Origin of the sequence: Streptomyces sp. NPDC059788 (genome assembly GCF_042732265.1) — a bacterium.
Taxonomy (GTDB): Bacteria; Actinomycetota; Actinomycetes; order Streptomycetales; family Streptomycetaceae; genus Streptomyces.
This window is the reverse complement of record NZ_JBHWHY010000036.1, coordinates 84991-108373: the sequence shown is the minus strand read 5'-3', so window position 1 is coordinate 108373 and position 23383 is coordinate 84991. Positions and strand designations below refer to the sequence as shown.

Here is a 23383-nt window from a genome sequence, read left to right as displayed (position 1 = left end):
GGCGTTTCCGCTTTCCGTATCCGGCCCCTGCTGGAGCGGGGCGGCCGTCCGGCTTTCGCTTTCCGGCCTTTCCGACTCTAGCAGATCCGATTTTCAGTCCGTTGCCGGTCTGAATTCGTTTCCGATTTTCGTCGGAGGGGGTTTGCCTTTCGGCTGTTCCGACTTTATCAGAAGCGTTTCGCCGATCTGAAATCGGTGGACGCTTTCCGGATAAAGATTCGGAGGTGCTTCGCGGAATCGACTTCCCGACCGAAGCAGACGAGAGACTAACTGTTGCGCTCGAACATGTCTAGCCCGTGGCAACCGTTTGAATCTACCTCCCCGCCTGGCCCGTGTCAACGGACTTCTTGGGGAGATGAGGAGATTAGCAGGTCAGAGGTGCTGTACGCACATCAGGCAGCTGTCGGGACGGGTGCCTCGCGGTCCGTCTCGTCGATGTCTCCCGATTCGCCTGATCGGACGGCTCGGCCGCCGAGTACGTACACGTAGGTGAGAAAGGCCAGCTCGGCGACGACACCGATGGTGATGCGGGCCCAGGTGGGCAGGCCGGAGGGGGTGACGAAGCCTTCGAGGGCGCCCGATACGAACAGGACCGCGGCGAGGCCGATGGCGACGCCGAGGGCGGAGCGCCCTTCTTCGGCGAGTGCGGTGCGGCGGGTGCGCGGACCCGGGTCGATGACGGTCCAGCCCAGGCGCAGGCCGATGCCGGCCGCGACGAAGACCGCGGTGAGTTCCAGGAGGCCGTGCGGGAGGAGCAGGCCGAGGAAGGAGTCGAGGCGGCCGGCCGAGGACATCAGGCCCAGGCCGACGCCCAGGTTGAGCATGTTCTGAAAGAGCACCCAGAAGACGGGCAGGCCGAGGAAGGCGCCCAGGACCAGGCAGAGGGCGACGGCCTGCGCGTTGTTCGTCCAGACCTGGGCCGCGAAGGACGCGGCGGGGTGGCTGGAGTAGTACGTCTCGTACTGGCCGCCCGGCCGGGTCATGGCGCGGAGGTCTTCGGGGGCGCCGATGGCGGCCTGGACCTCGGGGTGGGTGGCGATCCACCAGGCGATGAGGACGCCGACCGCGGTGGAAAGGAGTGCGGTGGGTATCCACCAGTGCCGAAGGCGGTAGACCGCGGCGGGGAACGACACGGTGAAGAACCGGGCGACATCGCGCCAGGAGGCCTTGCGTGCGCCGGTGACCGTACTGCGGGCGCGTGCCACGAGGGAGGTGAGGTGTCCCGTAAGGGCCGGGTCCGGGGCGCTGGCCTGGAGGAAGGAGAGGTGTGTGGTGGTGCGCTGGTAGAGGGCGATCAGTTCGTCGGCCTCCGCGCCCGTGAGGCGGCGTCTGCGGCGCAGCAGTGCTTCGAGCCGGTCCCACTCGGCACGGTGGGCCCTAACGAAGACATCGAGGTCCATGGGATTCAGCTCCTGGCGGCGCCGTGCGGTGACTGTGCCGTCAGCTTGGCAGACTGGGCTGGTCGGCAGTGGGGCGGGCGCCGGTCCGGGGACGGACCGGTACGGAACGGGGCAGGGCATGGGAGGACGGCGCGCGTGAACGAGCTCGTGACGGGCGAGGCAGTGGTGCTGGGGCTGCGCCCGGCCCGGCTGCCGAGTCGGGCGCTGGCGGTCCTCGTCGACCTCGCGGTCACTTGGAGCGCCTATGTACTGATATCGGTGCTCTTGCTGAGCGCCACGGCCTCGATGGACGAGGCGGCGATGGCTGCCGTGTCGGTGGCGTTGTTCGTGCTGGTACTGGTCGGGGTGCCGATCGTGGTGGAGACGCTGAGCCGCGGCCGGTCGCTGGGGAAGCTGGTGTGCGGCCTGCGGGTGGTGCGTGAGGACGGCGGGCCGGTCCGTTTCCGGCACGCGCTGGTGCGCGGCGCCCTGGGTGCCGTGGAGATCGTGCTGACCATGGGTGTGGTGGCGTGCATCGCCTCGCTGGTCTCGGCCAGGGGGCGGCGGCTCGGGGACGTGTTCGCGGGCACCGTGGTCGTACGGGAGCGGATACCCGCCCAGCGCGGCATGCCGGTGCTGCCGCCCCCGCCGCCCTGGCTGGCGGCGGAGCTCGGCGCGCTGGACCTGTCGCGCGTTCCGGACAGCTGGTGGCTGACGGTGCGCCAGTACCTGAGCCGAATACCTCAGCTGGACCCGCAGGTCGGCGGGGCGATGGGGGCTCGGCTGGCGGGGGATCTGAGCGGCTGGACCGGGGCGTCGGCGCCCGCGGGGATGTATCCGGCGGTGTACCTCGCCGCGGTGGTGGGCGAGCGGCAGGCGCGGGAGGCGCAGCGGGCGTTCGGGGCGCCGCTGGGGGCACCGGGTCCGGTGGTGGCGGCCGGGCGTGAGGGTGCGTACGCAGGCGCGTACGGGGGTGATGTGCGCGCGGATGGTGCGTACGGGAGTGGTGGGGCCGACGGGGCTTGGGGGACGCGGTCGGGTGCGTGGGAGGCGCGGTCGGCGGAGGGACAGCGATCGGGGCCGGAGGTGGCGTCGGCGGCTACGGCGTATGTGTCGCCGGCGGGTGAGCAGGGCGGCGGAGGCGCCGTGGAGTCGGCCCCTGTGAGGGGCGGCGACGCGGCCGGGGGCGGGCCGGAGAGCGGCGGGGAGCGTCGTACGGGGTTCGCGCCGCCGGTGTGACGACGTAGGCGACGTAGCGGGCACATCGGTGCGAGGGGCGGTCGGTGTGGGGTGGCCGGCCGAGGGGCCGCGGGCCGGGGGGGCGGCCGGTCGTGGGTGTCCGGCCGCGGGGTCAGGTGAACGTCGAGGGCGGGGTTTCCAGGTCTTCGAGTTCGATGCCGGGGGCCGACAGGACGACGTCGCCGGCGAGGTGCACGGCGTGCTGTTCACCGGTCTCCAGGTCGTTGACCTGGTATTCGTCCGCGGTCAGCGGGTCGTTGTCAGTGGCGTGTGCTGTCCTGTTCACCAAGGCCCAGGACTGGTCGAGCGTGCGGGGCGCGAGGACGGGGGGTGTGAAGGCCACGAGGCGGGTGCGGACGGCTCCGGCGCCGGGGGCGGGGCGGAGCAGCCGGGCGGTGGCGATGAGAAACGCGGGGGACGCGCCGGTGAAGGTGTGGGCGGGGACATTGCCTTCGGTGGCGTGGGCGCCGGTCGGGTCGGTACGGACCCAGGTGACGCCTTCCAGGGCGGCGCCGCGGACCTGCCAGCCGCCGGCGTGGAGTTCGAGACGGATGGGGCGGCCGAGGTCGTCGAGGGTGAGGTCGACGGAGCCCGCGTGGTCTCCGGAGGGGGTGGTGAGCTGGGAGACGTAACGCCAGCCGGAGGGGCCGGTGGCGCAGTGGAAGTGTTCTTCGCCGAGGGGGGTGTGATCGTGCGGGTCGTGGAGGGAGTAGCGGCCGCGGGGCATGGGGGTGGTCCTTGGTCGGGTCCGGTGGTACGGGTCAGGCCCCCGCCATGGTGCTGGGCGGGGGCCTGGATCACCGACTGCCGGCGGTGGTGCCCGACGCGCGCGGTGGCGGGGCGGGCGCCGGGTGCCGGGGGATCAGTAGCGGTAGTGGTCGGACTTGTAGGGGCCCTCGACCGTGACGCCGATGTAGGCGGCCTGCTCGGGGCGGAGGGTCGTCAGCTTGACGCCGAGGGCGTCGAGGTGGAGGCGGGCGACCTTCTCGTCCAGGTGCTTGGGCAGGACGTAGACGTCGGTCGGGTACTCCGACGGCTTGGTGAACAGCTCGATCTGGGCCAGGGTCTGGTCCGCGAAGGAGTTGGACATCACGAAGGAGGGGTGGCCGGTCGCGTTGCCGAGGTTGAGCAGGCGGCCCTCGGACAGCACGATCAGGACCTTGCCGTCGACGAAGGTCCAGGTGTGGACCTGCGGCTTGACCTCGTCCTTGACGATGCCGTCGATGGCGGCGAGGCCGGCCATGTCGATCTCGTTGTCGAAGTGGCCGATGTTGCCGACGATCGCCTGGTGCTTCATCTTGGCCATGTCGGAGGCCATGATGATGTCCTTGTTGCCCGTCGTGGTGACGAAGATGTCGGCGGTCTCGACGACCTCGTCCAGGGTCGTGACCTGGTAGCCGTCCATCGCGGCCTGGAGCGCGCAGATCGGGTCGATCTCGGTGATGATGACGCGGGCGCCCTGGCCGCGCAGCGACTCGGCGCAGCCCTTGCCGACGTCGCCGTAGCCGCAGACGACGGCGGTCTTGCCGCCGATGAGGGTGTCGGTGGCGCGGTTGATGCCGTCGATCAGGGAGTGGCGGCAGCCGTACTTGTTGTCGAACTTCGACTTGGTCACGGCGTCGTTCACGTTGATCGCCGGGAAGAGCAGCTGGCCGTCGCGCTGCATCTCGTAGAGGCGGTGCACGCCGGTGGTGGTCTCCTCGGTGACACCGCGGATCTCCGAAGCGAGCTTGGTCCACTTCTGCGGGTTCTCGGCGAGGGTGCGGTTGAGGAGCTCCAGGATCGCGCGGTGCTCGTCGTTCTCCGCGGTCTCGACGGCGGGGGCCTTGCCGTCCTTCTCGTACTCGACGCCCTTGTGGACCAGGAGCGTGGCGTCGCCGCCGTCGTCCAGGATCATGTTCGGGCCGCCGGTGGGCGAGTTGGGCCAGGTCAGCGCCTGCTCCGTGCACCACCAGTACTCTTCGAGCGTCTCGCCCTTCCAGGCGAAGACCGGGACGCCCTGGGGGCTGTCCGGGGTGCCGTTCGGGCCGACCGCGATGGCGGCGGCGGCGTGGTCCTGGGTGGAGAAGATGTTGCAGGAGGCCCAGCGGACCTCGGCGCCGAGAGCGGTGAGGGTCTCGATCAGCACGGCGGTCTGCACGGTCATGTGCAGCGAGCCGGTGACGCGGGCGCCGGCCAGCGGCTGCGCGGCGGCGTACTCCTTGCGGATCGCCATCAGGCCGGGCATCTCGTGCTCGGCGAGGGTGATCTCCTTGCGGCCGAAGGCGGCGAGGGACAGGTCGGCGACCTTGAAGTCCTGGCTGTTGGCTGCGGTCGACATTCGGGTTGCTCCCGGGGTCGAGGGTGGTTGGCTGGCAGTCTGCGGCGCGGGCAGGTGGGGACGTTACCGCCCGGAAGTTCCGCACGGGCGGACATACCGCGAGCGCGGGACACCGCTCTCGGCGGCGTACCGTACGGGCGGTTCCGCGTGAGCGGACACACCTCTCCCCTGGCCGCAGCGCAGTCCGTCGGAGGCCCTCTCTCCCTCGGCCGGTCCGCGGGGCGGACCGCCCGACCGCCATCAGCAGCGACGTCTGGCACTGGTCACGAATCTACACCGATCGCCCCGGGGAACCCCAGCCCGCCCTTGGAGATTGTGCGTGGACGGGCGCGGGCCCCGGCCGGCGGCCGGGGGTACGGACGCGGGTCGCGGGCGCGGGGGTGCAGGTGGCGGGGGCGCGGGGAGCGGGTGGCGGGCGGACGGTCCGTAGCGGAGTGGCGTTGGGCACTTTGCACCCGTGCCGTCGTATTGCAGGATGCGAGAAGCGCGAGGACACTCGCACGTCACCTTGCGCGCACGTCCGTTAGGAGAACCACGTGACCACCAGTCCAGCTGATCCCCCCAAGGGTGCGGGGAGGAGCGGGCAAGGGCTGAAGCTGCTCGCAGTGACCGCCTGCCCGACCGGCATAGCCCACACGTACATGGCCGCCGAGAAGCTGGCCCAGGCCGCCGAGGCGCTCGGCCACGAGATGAAGGTGGAGACGCAGGGGTCGATCGGCGCCGAGAACGTCCTGTCTGACAACGATGTCAAGAATGCCGACGGCATCATCATCGCCGCGGACAAGGACGTCGACCCGGCGCGGTTCGTCGGCAAGAGGCTGCTGGTGGTGGGCGTGGCCGAGGGCATACGCCATCCCGAGGAACTGATCGGGCGGGTGCTGAGCGCGCCGGTGCACGGGGCGGACGGGGCGATTGGTGACGAGGTGAGCGGCGAGGGGGTCAGTGGCGAGGGGGGCAGTGGTGACGGTGAGGGCGCCGGGCCGGGTGGCGCGGGTGCGGCCGGTGGGCGGTCCGGCGGTAGCGGTCGCGGTAGTGACCGTAGGGGTATCGGTAGTGACCGTAGGGGTGTCGGTAGCGGCGGTAGTGGTGAGGCGGGTGGTGACAGCGGGGTCAGAGGTGGCCGTGGGGCTGGAGGCGGCCGTCGGGTCGTAGGTGGTGGCGGTAGCGGCGGTCGGGCGGGGGCTTCCGGGGGCAAGGAGCGCAGCCTCGCGTACAAGGCGCTGATGAACGGCGTCAGTTACATGATCCCGTTCGTCGTGGTCGGCGGCCTGCTGCTGGCGCTGTCCCTGGCGGTCGGCGGGGAGCCGACGCCGAAGGGGCTGGTCATCCCGGAGGGCACCTTCTGGGCGCACGTCAACGACATCGGCACGATCGGCTTCCAGCTGATGGTGCCGATCCTCTCCGGCTACATCGCGTACGCGATCGGGGACCGGCCCGCGCTGGTGCCGGGCATGATCGGCGGCTGGATAGCCAACACCGGGGAGCTGTACGGCTCCAAGGCGGGCGCCGGGTTCATCGGGGCGATCGTCACCGGTTTCCTGGCCGGGTACCTGGTCATGTGGATCAAGAAGGTGCGGGTCCCCAGGTTCGTACGGCCGATCATGCCGATCATCGTGATCCCCATCGTCGCGACGGCGGTGCTCGGGCTGTTCTTCATCTACGTCCTCGGCAAGCCGATCTCGTGGGTCTTCACGCATCTGACCGGCTGGCTCAGCGGCATGACCGGCACCAGCGCGATCGCGCTCGGCGCGGTGCTCGGACTGATGATCGCGTTCGACATGGGCGGGCCGGTCAACAAGACGGCGTTCCTCTTCGGTACGGGGCTGATCGCGACCGGCAACCAGACCGTGATGGGCATGTGTGCCGCCGCGATCCCGGTGATGCCGCTCGGCCAGGGCCTGGCCACGCTGATCCGCCGGCGCCTGTACTCGGACCAGGAGCGGGAGACCGGCATGGCGTCGCTGTTCATGGGCCTGTTCGGCATATCGGAGGGCGCGATCCCGTTCGCGGCGGCGCGGCCCGCGCAGGTCATCCCGGCGAACATGCTGGGCGGCGCGGTCGCCGGTGCGATCGCCGGCCTGGCCGGGGTGACGGACGCGGTGCCGCACGGCGGACCGATCGTGGCGGTCCTGGGCGCGGTCGGCGGGGTGCCGATGTTCTTCGTGGCCGTGGCGGCCGGGTCGGTGGTGACGGCGCTGGCGACGGTGGCGCTGGTGGACGTGTCGGATCGGCAGAAGGGCCGCGCGGTGGCTGCGGGGCTCGGCGCGGAGCCGGAAGCGGGAGCGGTACCGATACCGGGAGCGGGAGCGGCGCCGGGAGCGGGAGCGGTACCGGGAGCGGTACCGGGAGCGGAAACGGTCCTGGCGGGCGTCGGCGCGGCAGCGGGTGTGGGGGTGGTGGCTTCCGGGTCGGTCGCTGCCGGGGCGGTGGTCTCCGGGTCGGTGGTCTCCGGGCCGGTGGATGCCGCCGGGAACGGTACGGATGGGAGGCCGCGGGGCGGCGAGGGTCCGGCCGGCGTCGGCGCGCATGACGAAGGGGCGGACGGCCAAGGAGCGGACGGCGAAGGCGTGCGCGATGAAGGGGCGGGTGGCCAGGGGACGCACGGCGGAGGGGCGGACGGCGAAGGGGCTGGTGGTCGGAAGGCTGCTGCTGGGGGTGGTGGCTCGGAGGGGGAGGTGCTTTCCGGGTATCTCACGCGGGCGACCGTGAAGGTGCGGCTGGCCGCCGACGGCAAGGAGGCCGCCATTCGTGAGATGGCGGAACTCGCGGCCCGTACCGGCAAGGTGGCGGACGTGGAGGAGCTGGTCCGGGTGGCGCTGGCGCGCGAGGCGCAGGGCACCACCGGCCTCGGCGAGGAGATCGCCATCCCGCACGCCAAGACGGACGCGGTGACCGCCCCCGTCGTCGGCTTCGCGCGGTCCGCGGAGGGCATCGACTGGGACTCGCTGGACGGGACGCGCGCCAAACTGGTGTTCATGATTTCGGTGCCGCAGGCCGCGGCGGGCGACGAGCACCTGCGCATCCTGGCGTTGCTGTCGCGGAAGTTGATGGACGCGGACTTCCGGGAGCGGCTGCGGAGCGCGCCGGACGAGACGGCGATTCTGCGGGTGTTGGGCGAGGTGGAGTAGCCCGGGACGAAGACGGGATTGGGGACGGGGACGGAGACGGGATCGGAGCCGATGCCGGAGCCGGAGCCGGAAGCAAGGGTTGGCGTACGGAACGGCGGGGCCCCCGCACCACATCAGGTGCGGGGGCCCCGCCGTATGAGGCCGTATGAGGGGGAAGTGTTGCGGCGGACTGGCGGACTGGCGGAAAGGCGGGCAGGCAGATCGGGGCCTGGCGCGGGCGGTGCGGCAGAACTGCCCGGGGCGCCTGCCCGCGTACCGCCCCCAACCGGACCCCACTCAGAACCCCGACGCCTGCCCCGGCCAGGCCCCGGCCGAATCCCCGGCCAGCCCCCGGCCAGGTCCCGGCCGAGTCCCCGGCCAGGCCCCGGTCGAGTCCTCTGTCAGGCCCCGCCCGGTGTCTTCGCCGGGTTGTTGCCCGATGCGGCGGCGGACTCGTTGTAGATGTCGGGCTCCAGGTAGATCACGCGGGCGATCGGGACGGCCTCGCGGATGCGCTCCTCGGCGGCGTTGATCGCGTCGGCGACTTCCTTGGCCGTGTCGTCGTGCTGCACCGCGATCTTGGCGGCGACGAGCAGTTCCTCCGGGCCGAGGTGGAGGGTGCGCATGTGGATGACGCGAGTGACGGTGTCGCCGTCGACCACGGCCGCCCGGATCTTGGCGACCTGTTCGGGGCCCGCCGCCTCGCCCAGCAGCAGCGACTTGGTCTCGGCGGCGAGGACCAGGGCGATCAGGACGAGGAGGGCGCCGATGCACATCGTGCCGATGCCGTCCCACACGCCGTTGCCGGTGGCGAGGGTGAGGCCGACGCCGCCGAGCGCGAGCACCAGGCCGACCAGCGCGCCGAAGTCCTCCAGGAGGACGACGGGGAGTTCGGGGGCCTTGGCGCGGCGGACGAACTGGGGCCAGGTCTGCTTGCCGCGCAGTTCGTTGGACTCCTTGATGGCCGTACGGAAGGAGAAGCCCTCGGCGATGATCGCGAAGACGAGGACGCCGACCGGCCAGACCCAGTTGTCCAGCTCGTGCGGGTCGTGGATCTTCTCGTAGCCCTCGTACAGGGCGAAGACGCCGCCGATGGTGAACAGCACGATGGAGACGAGGAAGCCGTAGATGTAACGCTCGCGGCCGTAGCCGAAGGGGTGTTCCTCGGTGGCGGCGCGCTTGGCCTTCTTGCCGCCGAGCAGCAGGAGCCCCTGGTTGCCGGAGTCGGCGATGGAGTGGACGCCTTCGGCCAGCATCGAGGACGATCCGCTGAAGGCGAAGGCCACGAACTTCGCCGCCGCGATGGCCAGGTTGGCGCCCAGCGCCGCGACGATCGCCTTGGTACCGCCTGATGCACTCATGGGTGGCGCATTTCCCTTCCGTCGACCGGCTGCGTTGCGCAGCCTGCTCCGAGGCCGCTCCGGCGGCCGCTTTACGAGCCCTTTAGGCGGGTCATTGTTGCAGCCCGGCCGCGGGTGCGCGCACGGGGCCGTCCACCGGGCCGTCCACCGGGGCGCCGAACAGCCCCGGGCGGCCCAAGAGGCCGCCCGGCACTCCTCCGGCAGCCGTCAGACCGCCACCGTCGCGCGGAAGATCGTGCCCTCCCCCGTCAGTTGCACGCGTTCCCCGGCCGGTACGAAGACCGACTCGCCCGGCGCGAGCGTCAACTCCGTACGCGTACCGGAACCGGCCCCGGCCCCGGCCCCGGCCCCGGCACCAGCACCAGCACCAGCACCAGCACCAGCACCAGCGTCCACCGCCGTCCCCGTCCCCGTCCCCGTCCCCGCCCCCATCTCCGCCCCGCTCCCCCTCAACGCAACCGTTCCTGCAGTGCACAGCAGGATCTGCGGGGTGCGGTCGCCGAGGGTGCGCGGCGTGGCGGCGGGGGCCAGGACCAGGCGGGAGAGCCGGAATTCGTCGATCGGGGTCTCGTAGACCTCCTCGCCGGACGCCGTGGCCTCCTCCGGCCGCAGCACCCCCGCGTCGCGCGGTTCAAAGCGGACCACGCGCAGCAGTTCCGGTACGTCCACGTGCTTGGGGGTCAGGCCGCAACGCAGCACGTTGTCGGAGTTGGCCATCAGTTCCACGCCGAGGCCGCTGAGGTAGGCGTGCGGGATGCCGGCGCCGAGGAAGAGCGCTTCGCCGGGCTGCAGCCGTACATGGTTGAGGAGCATGGCGGCGAGCACGCCCGGGTCGCCCGGGTAGTGGTGGGCGATGTCGGCGTACGCGGCGTAGGCGTCGGCGTGCGGGCCGTCCTCGGCGGCGAGGCGACGGGCGGCGGCCGCGGCCTGTTCGACGGCGTCGGCCGTCTCGTCGTGGTCGGCGGTCAGTACGGCGGTGAGCACCTCGCGCAGCGCGGCGTCCTCGGGGGCGGCGCGCAGGATGTCGGCGTACGGCTTGAGGGCGCCGACGCCGAGGCCTTCGAGGAGGGCGGCGGCCTCGGCCGGGTGCCGGAAGCCGCAGAGCCCTTCGAAGGGGGTGAGGGCGCAGATCAGCTCGGGCTTGTGGTTGGCGTCCTTGTAGTTGCGGTGCGGTGCGTCGGCGGGGACGCCGCGCCGCTCCTCGTCCGCGTACCCCTGCTCGGCCTGGGCCAGGTCGGGGTGGACCTGGAGGGAGAGCGGGGAGCCGGCGGCGAGCAGCTTGAGCAGGAAGGGCAGCCGGGGGCCGAAGGCGCGTACGGCGTCGGGGCCCAGTTCGCCTTCCGGGTCGGCGGCTATGACGTCGGCCAGCGACACCGGGCCCGCGCCGCGGTCGGTGCGGGAGGGGGCGCCGGGGTGTGCGCCCATCCACATCTCGGCCTGGGGTTCGCCGGTGGGCTCGGTGCCGAGGAGTTCCGGAATGGCGGTGGTGGAGCCCCAGGCGTAGGGGCGCACGGTGTTCGTGAGGCGGTCCATGTGACGGGGTTCCTGACTCTTCGTTCGGGCTGCGCTGCCGGTGTTGCCTGTGCGGCCGGTGCTGCCGGTTTTGCCTGTGCCACCGGTGTTGCCTGTGCCGCGCGCGCTGTACCCGTTCGGCGGGCGATACTGCCGGCGGGCGATGCTGCCGGGGGACGGTCCTGCCGTTGGGCGGGGCCGGGCTCAGGCTTTCCGTGCGGCCGGCGGCACGGGCCTCATGATCCCTCGGTGCCGGCGAGCGCCAGGTAAACGGCGGCGAAATCCGTGACGGCGAGAAGTTCGGCGGCCCGGTCCAGGGCGCTGCCGCCGTCCGGTTCCAGTTCGCTGACGGGCGTGTCGTGTTCCAGCGCCAGGTCGCGGGCGGCGGGCGCGGCGGAGAGCGGGCCGGGGGCCTCTTCGCGGAGGAGGACGACCCGGGCGTGCAGGGCGGTGGGCTGGTCGACGCGGTCGCGGAAGAAGTCGTCCGGGTCGGCGCCGGCCGCGAACGGTCCGGCGAGCAGCGCGCCGTGCGTGGTCATCGTCTCGGGCAGTTCGCCGGCGAGCGCGGGCCGGCCGGCGAGTCCGGCCAGTACGGTCGCGAAGTGCCGGCCGACGGCTCCGGAGACGGTGTCCTCGGTCCAGATCAGCGGGAGGGCGTCGGCGAGTTCGGCGGCGAGGGTCTTGGCGGGGTTGGAGTACGTCTCGATGGCCGGACCGCAGCGTTCGGCGACCTGGTCGAGGCGGTCGGCGAGCTGGGCGAGCAGCTCGGGCGGCGCGCTGAGCAGGCCGATCCGGTCGGCGAGGGCGAGCAGCGGGGTGAGCAGTGACCAGAGGGTGCCGGGAGCGGCGGGCGGCGCGCCCTGTACGTCGAACTCGGCGTCGTACGTGGTGGTGGCGAGCGGGACCGTCAGGCCGCGGGCCTGCACGACGGCGTCGGCGAGCGGGCCGCCGGCGGGGGTGACGGCGACGACGGAACAGCCGCGGCGGTACGCCTGCTCGACGAGCTGGGCGAGGCCCGGGTCGGTGCCGTCCGGGCCGGTGATCAGCAGCAGGTCCAGGGGGCCGGACCAGCCGGGCAGGGTCCAGCGCAGGGCGCCGGGCCGCGCCGCGACGCCGGTGGGCCGGATGAGGGTGACCGGGCAGCTGCCGCCGCCGAGGGCGCCGAAGAGGTCGGCGACGCAGGCGGCGGCCGGTCCCGGGCCCGCCACGAGGACGGTGCGGGGGCGGCCGTCGGGCTGTAGGCCGGGAATGCCGGATTCGGCGGCGTTACGGGCCGCCGTGCGCACCCGGGCCCCGGATTCGGCGACGCCGCGCAGCAGTCCGTAGCGGTCGGCGCCGGCCAGCGCTTCGGGTGCGTCCAACAGGGACTCGTCGAGCATGGTGTGCGCTGCCTCCGATCGCCGGTACGGGCGGGGTGCGGTCCGGTCGGCCGCGCCGCCCAGGTGGTCCGGACGGCCGCGTCGCCCGGGTCAGGCGGGGCGTCGTGCCTCGTCCACCAGGAGGACGGGGATGCCGTCACGGACGGGGTAGGCCAGGCCGCATTCCTTGCCGGTGCACTGCAGCTCGGCCGGGTCGGCGTCCGACCGGTCCGCCAGCGGGGCGTGGCACGCCGGGCAGGCGAGGATCTCGATCAGGCTGGCTTCGACCGGCATGGGGGCTTCTCCTTCGGCGGAAATACGGCACTGCCAGCGTACCGCCGGGCCGGGCGCGGGGACGCGGCGCAGGTGGCCGGACGGGCCCACCGGCCACCGGCCCCGCCCGGCCCCGTCCGGGCGGGGCGGCCCCAATCGGCCGCGACCGGCCGCGACCGGCGTGCGGCGGCCCCGTCCGGCCGAAAGGCGGCCTCGGCCGGCCCGTCCGGAGGCCCGACCGGTTCCGGCCGGTTCCGACCGGTTCCGACCGCCACCGTCCGGTTCCGACCGCCACCGTCCGGCCCCGGCCGATCACGACAGCCCCGGCGCCCTCGACCAGCCACGACCGGCGGCCCCGACCGACCAGGGCCGGCCCCCCACGACCGGTCCCGACCGATTCACCCTCGATTCACCCCCGCACGACCCTCAGCACCTCGTCCCGCACCCGCTCCACGGTCTCCCGGTCGCGGGCCTCCACGTTCAGGCGGAGCAGCGGTTCGGTGTTGGAGGGGCGGAGGTTGAACCACGCGTCGGCGGTGGTGACCGTCAGGCCGTCCAGTTCGTCCAGTTCGGTGCCCTCGCGGCCCTCGTACGCGGCCTTGACCGCGGCGAGGCGGCCCGTCTGGTCGTCGACGGTGCTGTTGATCTCTCCGGAGGCGGCGTACCGGTCGTACTGGGCGACCAGCTCCGACAGCGGGCCGTCCTGGCCGCCGAGGGCCGCCAGGACGTGCATGGCGGCGAGCATTCCGGTGTCGGCGTTCCAGAAGTCGCGGAAGTAGTAGTGCGCGGAGTGCTCGCCGCCGAAGATGGCGCCGGTCCGGGCCATCTCGCCCTTGATGAAGGAGTGGCCGACACGGGTGCGTACGGGCGTGCCGCCGTTCTCCTTGACGACCTCCGGGACGGACCAGGAGGTGATGCAGTTGTGGATGACCGTGCCGCCGGGGTGCTTGGCCAGTTCGCGGGCGGCGACCAGGGCGGTGATCGCGGACGGGGAGACCGGGTCGCCGTTGCCGTCGACGACGAAGCAGCGGTCGGCGTCGCCGTCGAAGGCCAGGCCGATGTCGGCGCCGGTTTCGCGGACGCGGGCCTGGAGGTCGGTGATGTTCTTCGGGTCGAGGGGGTTGGCCTCGTGGTTGGGGAAGGTCCCGTCGAGTTCGAAGTAGAGGGCGTCCAGGTCGAGCGGGAGGCCTTCGAAGACGGTGGGGACGGTGTGGCCGCCCATGCCGTTGCCGGCGTCCACGACGACCTTCAGGGGGCGGATGCCGGAGAGGTCGACGAGGCCGCGCAGGTGGGCGGCGTAGTCGCTGAGGACGTCGCGCTGGGAGATGGTCCCGGGGGTGGCAGCGGGCTTTGGCCCCTCCCCGTCGCGCCACTGCTCGACGAGCGCGCGGACCTCGGCGAGGCCGGTGTCCTGGCCGACCGGGGCGGCGCCCGCGCGGCACATCTTGATGCCGTTGTACTGGGCGGGGTTGTGCGAGGCGGTGAACATCGCGCCGGGCAGGTCCAGCGCGCCGCTCGCGTAGTACAGCTGGTCGGTCGAGCAGAGCCCGATCTCGGTCACGTCCGCGCCGCGCGCGGCGGCGCCGCGGGCGAAGGCGCGGGACAGGCCGGGCGAGGAGGGCCGCATGTCGTGCCCGGTCACGATGGCGTCCGCCCCGGTCACCTGGGCGAAGGCCGCGCCGAACAGTTCGGCGAGCGTCTCGTCCCACTGGTCGGGGACCACACCACGCACGTCGTACGCCTTCACGATCTGCGACAGATCAGTCACAGCCAGCCCTCCTGAATGTCTGACGGGGTCCCAAACCTACCCGTACGAGGCCGAGGAGAGACGGGGGCGGGTCAGGAGCGGGACGGGGTCCGGCGGGACGGGACGCCGCTCAGGCCCGCCGCCGCGATCCCCCGCATCCCAGGCACCGCAGGCCCGTCGCCCGCCCACCGCACCGCCGCTACGGCAGCATCCATCCCAGCACCGCCGTGCTCTGCCCCACCACGATCAAGCACATCACGAGCAAAAGACCCAGACTCCACGGCAGCACCTTGCGCAGCAGATCGCCTTCGCGTCCGGCCAGTCCGACCGCCGCGCACGCGATCGCCAGGTTCTGCGGGGAGATCATCTTGCCGAGTACGCCGCCGGAGCTGTTGGCCGCGGCGAGCAGGACCGGCGAGAGGCCGGACTGGCGCGCCGCGGTCACCTGGAGGGCGCCGAAGAGGGCGTTGGCGGAGGTGTCGGAGCCGGTGACGGCGACGCCGAACCAGCCGAGGACGGGCGAGAGGAACGCCAGCCCGGCGCCCGCGGCGGCGACGAAGTGGCCGATGGTGGCGGCCTGTCCGGAGAGGTTCATGACGTAGGCGAGGGCCAGTACGGAGGTGACGGTCAGGATCGCCAGGCGCAGTTCGCGTACGGTCGCGGCCCATTCCCGTACGGCGGTGGCGGCCCGTACGCCCAGTACCGCGGCGCTCAGCGCGCCCGCCAGCAGCACCAGCGTCCCGCCGGTGGCGAGCAGCGGCAGGGAGAAGACGTTGCCCGCGACCGGCCGGCCGTCCGGGCCCGCGACGTCCAGGAAGGGCCAGTCGAAGGTGCGGGTGGCCCGGGCCAGGAGGTCCTTGACGGGCGGGATCTGGGCGAGTGAGAAGACGACGACGATGAGGGCGTACGGCGCGTAGGCCCGTACGACGTCGGCGCGCGCGTCGCGGACGTCCAGGTCTTCGCTGCGGGCGCCGGTCAGTACGGCGGCCCGTACCGGCTCGGCGGCGGGCCTGCGGGCGCCGGGCACGGCGACCAGCGCGGCGGCTCCGGCGAGGGCCGCGCCGATGTCGGCGAGCTGCGCCGACACGTAGTTGGACGCCGCGAACTGCACGGCGGCGAAGGCCGCTCCGCAGGCGAGCGCGGGCAGCCAGGTCTCGCGCAGGCCGCGCCGCCCGTCGACGAGGAACACCAGCAGCAGCGGTACGACGAGCGCGAGCAGCGGGGTCTGGCGGCCGACCACCGGGGCGACGGCGTCCAGCGGCAGGCCGGTGACCTGGGCGAGCGTCACCACGGGTGTGCCCATGGCGCCGAAGGCGACCGGCGCGGTGTTGGCGACGAGCGCGACGACGGCGGCCCGTACCGGCGCGAAGCCGAGCGCGACCAGCATCACCGCGCTGATCGCGACGGGCGCCCCGAACCCGGCGAGCGCTTCGAGCAGCGCCCCGAAACAGAAGGCGATGACCAGGGCCTGGATGCGGGGGTCGGCGGAGAGCCCGGAGAAGGAACGGCGCAGCACGTCGAAGTGGCGGGTGCGGACCGTCATCCGGTAGATCCACAGGGCGTTGACGACGATCCACAGGATCGGGAACAGGCCGAAGAGCGCGCCCTGCGCGGCGCCGGACAGGGCCTGCCCGGCGGGCATCCCGTAGCCGAGGCAGGCGGTGGCGAGGGCGACGGCGAGGCCGGTGAGCCCGGCGAGGTGGGCGCGCAGCCGGACGGCGCCGAGCAGGACGAGGACGGTGATCAGCGGGAGTGCGGCGACGAGCGCGGACAGGGCGAGCGAATCGGCTACCGGCTCCGGCTGCTGTACGTACACCGCCTGTGCCACGGACATCCGCTGCTGTACGAACACTCGGCCTCCCGGTGGGCAGCTCCCCCGTCACTTCCGCCATACGGAAGCGGATCATTCGGGGGTGGAGGCATGGTGGTGTCCGCGCCGAGGCGGCGTCAATGCCGCGGGCGGAAGTGACGGGAGGCGCGGGGCGGGCGGCTCACGCCCCCACCCCGCCGGCAGCAGTGCGGCGCGTGGCCCGCGATCAGGGGTCGGGCGAGCGCAGCACCCGCAGGTGCCCCCGCCGGGCGACCTCCATCGGGTGGGCGTCGCGCCCGTTCGGTCCGCTGACCTGTGGGCCGTTGCCGCCGCCGGCCGCGCGCTCCTGCGGCCGGGCCGCCTCGCGCACCGCGTTGGCGAGCGCTTCGAGGTCGTCGCCGCTGGGGCGGGCCGGACCGGTGTCGGTGGCCAGACGCACGACCTCCCAGCCGCGCGGCGCGGTCAGCCGCTCGGAGTGCTCGGCGCACAGGTCGTAGCAGTGGGGCTCGGCGTAGGTGGCGAGCGGTCCGAGCACGGCGGTCGAATCCGCATAGACGTACGTCAGCGTTGCGACGGCGGGGCGGCCGCACGCAGTGCGCGAACAGCGACGTACAGGGCTCACGACGTTGGACGGTACCGCACTCTTGAGCGGGCCGCGATGACTCTCCACGACCTCACCCGACCGTGTCGTCCTGGTTCGTCCGGTGCGCCTGACCTGCGGGCGCTCGGGCCGGACCGCGCTGCGAACGCTGCGCCGGACGGCGCAGGGCGTCGAAACCCGTCACGACTCTGTGCATTTCATGTCATTCCCCATGTTCCTCATGATCCGATGTCCGGCCGCAAACGGACTCAACGAGCCTACGACCGGTCACTCGACGACATGGCATCGGATCGGCCGCTCTCCCGCGCCGCCTGCCCTCGGACGGTTACGCTCGGTTCTGATGGACAGCCCCGTACCTCCTCCAGCCGACGCCGGAGGAAACCCTGCCCAGCGGATCCCGGCCCCGGGGCCCCGCCCGCGACGGCGCGACCGCCACGGCCGCGGTATGCGCGGCCCGGTCGCGCCGCCCCAGGTGCCGCTCTCGGTGAGCCGCGCGGACGCCTTCGTCGACCTGGTCTACGACTCCCGGGACCGGCTGGAGCGGCGCTGGCCACAGCTGGCGGACGTGGACTTCCTGGTCGTCGAGGTGCCCGGATTCGGCCCCGACGGGGATGCCGGGCTCGCCGCCGACGAGGAGGCGGTGCCGCTGGGCCGGCTCCTGCCCGCCACCGGTGACCAGCGGGAACGGGTGATCGTCTACCGCCGCCCGGTCGAGATCCGTACGAAGAACCGGGACGAACGGGCGCTGCTGGTCCACGAGGTCGTCGTCGAGCAGGTCGCCGAGCTGCTCGGCCTGGCGCCGGAGTCGGTCGACCCGCGGTACGGGCAGGACTGACGCCGGAGCGCGGGCGGCACTTGAGCGCGGACGGCGCCGGAGCGCGGACGGACACGGACGGCGCCGGGGACGCGGACGGCGCGCCCCTCGGCCCACCGTCCAGCCGTCCCGTCGCCCGTCACCCCGTCACCCCGTCAACAGCGACAGATCCTCCCCCGTCGTCGGCACCACCACGGTCCCCCGATCGTCCGGCAGCGTCTGCACGGTGAAGGCCGGCAGGCCGCCCTGCGGCAGCGCCAGCGTCCGCGCCGCGTGCACCGGGCCGCTGCCCGCCGCGGGTTCGACGGTCAGCGCGTAGGAGCCCTTGAGGCCCTGCGGGCGCGGCGGTTCGACGGCGAGGGTGCTGCCGCCCTTGACCGTGTACGTCTTCGACACCGGCGTACCGCCCCCGCTGCCCGCCGACGCGGTGACCGTGACCTTGGCGTCCTTGCCCTTCTCCGGCGCGACCAGGGACAGCGTGCTGCCCTGCTCCCGGTTGTCGGCGGCGGTGGCCCGCGCGCCGACCGGCCCGGTCGCCGGGATGAAGGCCATCTCCTGCTTGTCGCCCTTGCCGCGGGTGACCTGGAGGGCCGCCGCGACCGGCGCCTTCGAGCCGTTCGCCGGGGTGAGCACCAGTGAGCCGGCCTCGCCCTTGGTGAGGTCCTTGAGGTCGGCGGACGCGGTCATGCCGCTCTTGACGTGCAGGGTTTCCAGTCCGGCCGGGGTGATCAGGCCGTTCGGGGTGGCCAGTTGCACCTTGAGGTCGGCGTCCTCCTTGCCGGGCGCGACGGCGACGAGGTGGACGGCGGTGGCGTCGGCGGGGATGCCGGGCAGCACCGCGCCGGGCGCGGGGTCGGCCGCGGCGGGCAGCCAGTCGCCGCCCAGTTTCGCGTCGGCGGCCTGTACGGAGGCGCCGACCCGGCCCTCGCGGGCGACCACGTGCAGCGCCGCGTCCTGGGCGGGCGCGCTGGTCAGGGTGGAGAGCAGGACCGGCAGGGTGGCGTGCGGCGGGACGGTGATGTTCTCGCCGGAGGCGGACTTCAGTGGGCCGTCCTTGCCGCGCAGGTCGAGGTCGACGACGGCCGGGGTGTTGTCGGGGTTGGTGAGGTGGACGTAGTCCTGGCGGTCCTTGCCGGTGCTCACGCCGGGGAACCAGAAGTCGGTTTCGGGTGCCGTGCAGGACAGGCCGAGCAGGCCGCGTCCGTTGCCGGCCGCGACGCTGGTGGTCTGCTGGACGGCCCAGCCGGGCGCGAGGGAGCCGTCGGCGGCTCCGACGAGGGCGGGGGCGTCCGCGCGGTCGGTGGTCGCGGTGACCGGTGTGCCGGGCTCCTTCAGGGGCGCGACGGGTTTGGCGTCCGTCTGCGCGGCCGCGCCCTGCCCGCCGTCCTTGCCCTTGCTCTTGCCCTTGCCGTCCTGCTTGCCGGGCTGCGCGGGCAGCAGTCCGGCGGTGCCCCGCGAGCCGGCCTTGCCGCCCTGCCCCTTGGGGGTGAAGGCGGTGTACGTGGTGTCGCCGACCTCCGACGAGGTGGGCGGCGGGCACAGCAGCGCGGAGCGTTCGACGGGCAGCCGGGAGGCGCCCTTGGCCGCGGTGTCCCGCGGCCCGTCCGGCGCGGCGACGGCGGCGACGCCGGTGACCGCGCCGAGCGCGACGGCCGCGCCGATCAGGGAGATGATGGTGCGCTTCACTGCTGGTCGCTCCCGTCGCGGCGGGGCTCGGGGTAGGAGCCGGGGTACGTCGTGCCGTCGTCGTAGGGCTGTTGGTGCGGCGGCTGCTGGGGTGGCTGCTGGCCGTAGTGGTACGGGTCGTAGACGCCCGGCTGGTAGGGGGCGGCGGCCTGTTCCGGGTCGGCCTGGTAGGGGACGGCTCCGCCCGGGTACGGCCGGCCGTACTGGTCGTGCCCGTACTGCTGCGCGCCTGCGTCCTGCCCGTACGGCTGCCCGCCCTGGGCCTCCTGCCCGTACGGCGGCTGCGCGCCCTGATACGGGTCGTCCGGGGCGTAGACCGGCCCGCCAGGGGCCTGGGGCTGCCCGTGCACCTGGGGCTGGTCCTGTCCCTGCGCGGCATCCGGCGCCTGCCACTGCTCGTACAGCTGCTGCCCGTACCCGTGCTGCTGGTCGTAGCCCTGCTGCTGCGGCACGGCCGCGTACGGGTCGGCGGCCTGACCGGCCATCGGGTCGGCGGCCGGGGGGCCCGCCATCGGGTCGGGCTCCGGCTCGTCGCCGGTCCGCGCGGCCGGGATGCCCGGTTCCGGGCCGCCTCCGGGGGCGTCGGCGGCCTGCGCGGCCCGCAGTCGCCGGGCGCGGCGGCCCTCGCCCGCGGCGGCCGGTGCGGCCATGGCGGCGACGCCGTCCTCGGGCAGGTCGTCGTCGATCTCGCGGCGGCGGCCGGGCAGGGCGAGCACCACCAGGACCACGGCGAGCAGGCCCTGCGCCCACATCCACGCGGTGTGGCCCATGGGGTCGTCGTAGGTGAGGTCCAGGCGGCCGCCGGTCGCGGGCAGTTCGAAGCCCTGCGCCCAGCCGTCCAGCTTGACCGGCTTGAGCGCCTTGCCGTCCAGGGTGGCCTGCCAGCCCGCGTCGGCGGTGTCGGCGACGCGCAGCACCCGGCCGTCGGGGCCGGCGGGCAGGTCGGTGTGGGACTCGACGGGGCCCGCCGGGACCGGGACGGGGGCGGCGGCGACGCCGGTGCGCGTCCCGTCCTTGGTCTCCCCCGGCACGATGGACACGCGCGAGACGCGCTGGTTCACGCGCCACAGGGCGCTGCCGTCGTCCTGGCTGAGCCGCATCAGGCCCGGTGTGGCGTCCAGGACGCGGCTCATCTCGCGGGGCGCGCCGTCGCGGACCAGGACGTAGCGGACTGCGTAGCCGCCGAGCTGGTTGGTCTGGTCGGCGCCGGAGCCGGCGACGAGGTTGGCGACGATGCCGCCGAGCCGCTTGTCCTCGCCGGTCGCGGTGGCGATGTCGGCGTCGCCCAGGCGTGCGCCGGAGCCGCGTACCAGGGTGTACGCGACGTGACCGGCGCGGCCGTCGAGGACGAGGGTGCGGGCGCGGTCGACGGAGCCGGAGTCCTCGGCGACGAAGGCGGGGACCTGTACGGCGGCGCGGCGCTCCAGCGGCCCGGCCGCGCCGGTGATCATCCAGCTGGCCGCCGCGTACAGCGGGGCGAGCAGCGCGGACAGCGCGATCAGCACGGCGACCGGCTGCTTCCAGCCGAAGCCGAGGGTCTCCATGCGGGAGCGGATGCCCTCGGCGCCGACGGCGGCGGCGCACAGCAGCGCCAGCCCGTAGACGAGGGCGGCGGGTCCGGCCCAGGCGGAGCGGTTGGCCGGCACGGCGAACAGCAGCGCCGTCACGGCCACGGCCCAGGACGTACGGATCGCGAGCTGCCGGTCGTCGCGCAGGGTGGCGGCCAGCGCGGCCAGCACGATGCCTAGGAGCAGCACGCCGCCCACGGCCTTGGGGCCGCCGGGGCTGATGCCGACGAGGTCCAGTACGGAGGCCGAGCCCGCGCCGAGATCCAGTCCGGCTTCGCGGAAGAAGCGGGAGGGGTGGCTGAGCAGCGACAGCGACCAGGGCGCCAGGACGACGAGCGGGGTGACGGCGACGGCGAGGAAGCGCAGCGCGTAGGCCAGGAGCAGGCCGCGGTTGCCGTCCAGGGCGCGCAGGACCAGCAGGGCGATGCCGAGCAGGACCGCGACGGGCCAGACGACGGGGGTGAAGGCGGTGGTGAAGGTGAGCAGCAGGGCGTATGCCCAGGCGGCGCGCCAGCTCGGGCGGGTGCCGGGGGTCAGCCGCAGGCCGCCGGCGGCGATGGCGGCGCGTGCCATGAGCGGGAGCAGGATCGCGAGGACCGCGGTGCCGATGCGGCCGCCGGCGAGGGCGCCGGTGACGGCGGGCAGGAAGGCGTAGACGACGCTGCCCCAGGCGCGCAGCAGGCGGGAGCCGACCAGCGGCCGGGAGGCGAAGTAGGCGCTCAGTCCGGCGAGCGGTACGGAGCACACGAGCAGGACGGTGACGGCGAGTCCCGTGCTGCCGAGGAAGAAGGTGGCGACCAGGGCGAGGACGGCGAGGTACGGGGGCGCGGCGGCGGTGCTGCCGGTGCCGGTGGCGTGCCAGCCGTCGAGGTAGGCCGACCAGAGGTCGCCGAGGCTGCCGGGGGCGGGCAGCAGGGCGCCGCCGGTGAGCGCGCCGGAGCCGAGCAGGGAGCGGCAGGCGACGAGGGAGACGGCGAGCAGGAGGAGGAAGAGCACCGGGGCCGGTGCGCGGGCGATCCGCTTGAGCCGGGCGAACTGCTCGATCTCCAGGTAGTCGGCGTCGTCGCCGCCGGGTCCGGACTCGACGGCGCCGTGCCGTCCGGCGGAGGCGGCTTCGGGGGCGGAGCGGCCGGCGAGGTTGCCGGCGACCTGTTCGACGGTGGCCCGTACGGTCGCGCCGGGCGGCGGGAAGAGCGGCCGCAGTTCGCTCGCGTCCGTCGTGGGGCGGCCGCGTTTTCTGCGGGCGGCGAGGATCTTGCCGGGGCGCAGCAGGGTGCCGAAGAGTCCGGCGAGTTCGTCGAGGGCCTGGCCGGGGACCTTGCCGACGAGGTAGGCGAGGACGCGCAGCAGGGTGCCGAGGACGATGCGCAGGGCGACGTACGGGAGGAGGGCGCCGCGCGTGTTGGCGAGGAGGGTGTAGACGGCGCCGGCCTTGTCGACGCGGTGGGGGCTGGCGACGGAGCGGCCGACGCAGTCGATGGGGCGGCGTTCGCGGGCGGATGCCTCGGCGTGCCGCAGGACCGCGTCGGGGGCGACGAGGACCTGGTGTCCGGCGGCCTGGGCGCGCCAGCACAGGTCGACGTCGTCGCGCATCAGGGGCAGCCGGCGGTCGAAGCCGCCCAACTGTTCGTACACGTCGCGCCGGATGAGCATGCCCGCGCTGGAGACGGAGAGCACCGGGCGTACCTGGTCGTGCTGGCCCTGGTCCTGTTCGCGGCGGTCCAGGCCGGTCCAACGGCGGCCGCTGCGGGCGATGCTGACGCCGGTTTCGAGGAGCTGCCGGCGGTCGTACCAGCTGCGGAGTTTGGGGCCGATGACGGCGGTGGCGGGGCTGGCGTCGGCCACCCGCAGCAGTTCGGTGAGCGCGTCGGGCTCGGGTGCGCAGTCGTCGTGCAGCAGCCACAGCCACTGGACGGGTTCGCCGTGCGGCAGTTCCGGCAGGTCGTAGGCGTCGTCGCGCCAGGTGCGGCTGACGGGGTCCCAGCCGCTGGGGCGGCGCAGGTAGGGCAGGTCGTCGGGGCCGAGGACGGGGGCGGTGCGGACGGCCTCGTCGACGGCGGTGCCGAATCCGGAGCGGCGGGCGAGGTGCAGCACCCGGTCGTCGCCGAGGGCTTCGCCGAGCAGCCGGGCGGAGCCGTCGGCGCTGCCGGTGTCGGCGCCGACGGCGTGTTGCACCGGGCGTTCCTGGCCGAGCAGTCCGGCCAGCGCGTCGGGCAGCCAGCGTTCGCCGTCGTGGGAGACGAGCACTGCGGTGACGACGTGCCGGGGGAACTCGGGGGTGCCGTCGTGGTATTGGGCGGCGGCTTGCGCGGCCTGGGCGGCCGGCTGACTGTGCACGGACATCGAGGTAGGGGCCCTCCCCGGGGGTCTCGGGGTCCTCCCCCGGCATAGCGCTGCGCTGTGGACTGCGACGGACTGCGACGCGGTGCGGCCGACGGCACGTGTCGTGGCCGGGTGCCCGTCAGGGCGTCGGTGCGCCTCGGACGCGGCCCCACACTAATGGTTCGGCGGACGGCGTCCGTCTGCCGCGTGCGCAGCGGTCCGCCTCCGGCACGTGGGCACCGGAGGCGGACCGTTGTCTATAGGGGGATATAGGGAGAATCGGTGG

16 protein-coding genes are annotated in these 23383 nt (G+C 73.6%); 4 read left to right on the top strand and 12 right to left on the bottom strand.

Annotated elements, in window-relative coordinates; all coding sequences use genetic code 11:
* Nucleotides 1-190 (top strand): hypothetical protein (locus tag ACFV57_RS28915; RefSeq protein WP_385238253.1); only part of this gene is annotated, 190 nt, incomplete at its 5' end.
* Nucleotides 191-392: 202 nt separating this feature from the next.
* Here the strand turns inward: ACFV57_RS28915 and ACFV57_RS28910 are convergent.
* Entirely contained in the window at nt 393-1400 is a 1008-nt protein-coding gene (locus tag ACFV57_RS28910; RefSeq protein WP_385238251.1) for a stage II sporulation protein M, read from the bottom strand.
* 135 nt (nt 1401-1535) lie between these two features.
* Here ACFV57_RS28910 and ACFV57_RS28905 point away from each other — a divergent pair, with 135 nt between their 5' ends.
* Complete coding sequence (locus tag ACFV57_RS28905; RefSeq protein WP_385238250.1) at nt 1536-2618, top strand: RDD family protein; 1083 nt, start codon at nt 1536-1538, stop codon at nt 2616-2618.
* A gap of 112 nt (nt 2619-2730) precedes the next feature.
* On the opposite strand, the gene ACFV57_RS28900 is transcribed toward ACFV57_RS28905, so the two are convergent.
* Both ACFV57_RS28900 and ahcY read right to left on the bottom strand, forming a co-directional pair.
* A complete protein-coding gene (locus ACFV57_RS28900) occupies nt 2731-3345 on the bottom strand; it encodes a hypothetical protein (RefSeq protein WP_385238248.1) in 615 nt (204 codons plus the stop codon).
* Nucleotides 3346-3480: 135 nt separating this feature from the next.
* Nucleotides 3481-4938: an adenosylhomocysteinase gene (ahcY, locus tag ACFV57_RS28895; protein WP_385238247.1), complete on the bottom strand. Its 1458-nt coding sequence runs from the start codon at nt 4936-4938 to the stop codon at nt 3481-3483.
* 536 nt (nt 4939-5474) lie between these two features.
* Between ahcY and ACFV57_RS28890 the strand changes: the two genes are divergently transcribed.
* The gene (locus tag ACFV57_RS28890) at nt 5475-8066 is read left to right on the top strand and encodes a fructose-specific PTS transporter subunit EIIC (protein WP_385238245.1); all 2592 of its coding nucleotides are present in this window, start codon (nt 5475-5477) and stop codon (nt 8064-8066) included.
* 380 nt (nt 8067-8446) lie between these two features.
* On the opposite strand, the gene ACFV57_RS28885 is transcribed toward ACFV57_RS28890, so the two are convergent.
* The 7 genes from ACFV57_RS28885 to ACFV57_RS28855 form a co-directional block, all read right to left on the bottom strand.
* The gene (locus ACFV57_RS28885) at nt 8447-9406 is read right to left on the bottom strand and encodes a cation diffusion facilitator family transporter (RefSeq protein WP_385238244.1); all 960 of its coding nucleotides are present in this window, start codon (nt 9404-9406) and stop codon (nt 8447-8449) included.
* Between the two features lie 207 nt (nt 9407-9613).
* Entirely contained in the window at nt 9614-10939 is a 1326-nt protein-coding gene (gene manA / locus ACFV57_RS28880) for a mannose-6-phosphate isomerase, class I (protein WP_385238242.1), read from the bottom strand.
* A gap of 215 nt (nt 10940-11154) precedes the next feature.
* Entirely contained in the window at nt 11155-12297 is a 1143-nt protein-coding gene (locus ACFV57_RS28875; RefSeq protein WP_385238241.1) for an SIS domain-containing protein, read from the bottom strand.
* 90 nt (nt 12298-12387) lie between these two features.
* The gene (locus ACFV57_RS28870) at nt 12388-12570 is read right to left on the bottom strand and encodes a Trm112 family protein (RefSeq protein ID WP_385238239.1); all 183 of its coding nucleotides are present in this window, start codon (nt 12568-12570) and stop codon (nt 12388-12390) included.
* A gap of 388 nt (nt 12571-12958) precedes the next feature.
* Nucleotides 12959-14317, bottom strand: coding sequence for a phosphomannomutase/phosphoglucomutase (locus tag ACFV57_RS28865; RefSeq protein WP_385238237.1), 1359 nt, complete (start codon nt 14315-14317; stop codon nt 12959-12961).
* A 178-nt stretch (nt 14318-14495) separates the two neighbouring features.
* Nucleotides 14496-16112 carry an L-lactate permease gene (locus tag ACFV57_RS28860; protein WP_385238262.1) on the bottom strand — a complete coding sequence of 539 codons (1617 nt, stop codon included), beginning with the start codon at nt 16110-16112 and terminating at the stop codon, nt 14496-14498.
* A gap of 220 nt (nt 16113-16332) precedes the next feature.
* Entirely contained in the window at nt 16333-16776 is a 444-nt protein-coding gene (locus ACFV57_RS28855) for a DUF3499 domain-containing protein (RefSeq protein WP_385238236.1), read from the bottom strand.
* A 271-nt stretch (nt 16777-17047) separates the two neighbouring features.
* Here ACFV57_RS28855 and ACFV57_RS28850 point away from each other — a divergent pair, with 271 nt between their 5' ends.
* Complete coding sequence (locus tag ACFV57_RS28850; protein ID WP_385238234.1) at nt 17048-17542, top strand: metallopeptidase family protein; 495 nt, start codon at nt 17048-17050, stop codon at nt 17540-17542.
* Between the two features lie 126 nt (nt 17543-17668).
* Here the strand turns inward: ACFV57_RS28850 and ACFV57_RS28845 are convergent, their stop codons facing one another.
* Nucleotides 17669-19207, bottom strand: coding sequence for a DUF5719 family protein (locus ACFV57_RS28845; protein WP_385238233.1), 1539 nt, complete (start codon nt 19205-19207; stop codon nt 17669-17671).
* Nucleotides 19204-23118, bottom strand: a complete 3915-nt coding sequence (locus ACFV57_RS28840; protein WP_385238231.1) for a glycosyltransferase — start codon at nt 23116-23118, stop codon at nt 19204-19206. Before ACFV57_RS28840 ends, ACFV57_RS28845 begins: the two co-directional genes overlap by 4 nt.
* Between the last annotated feature and the right edge of the window lie 265 nt (nt 23119-23383).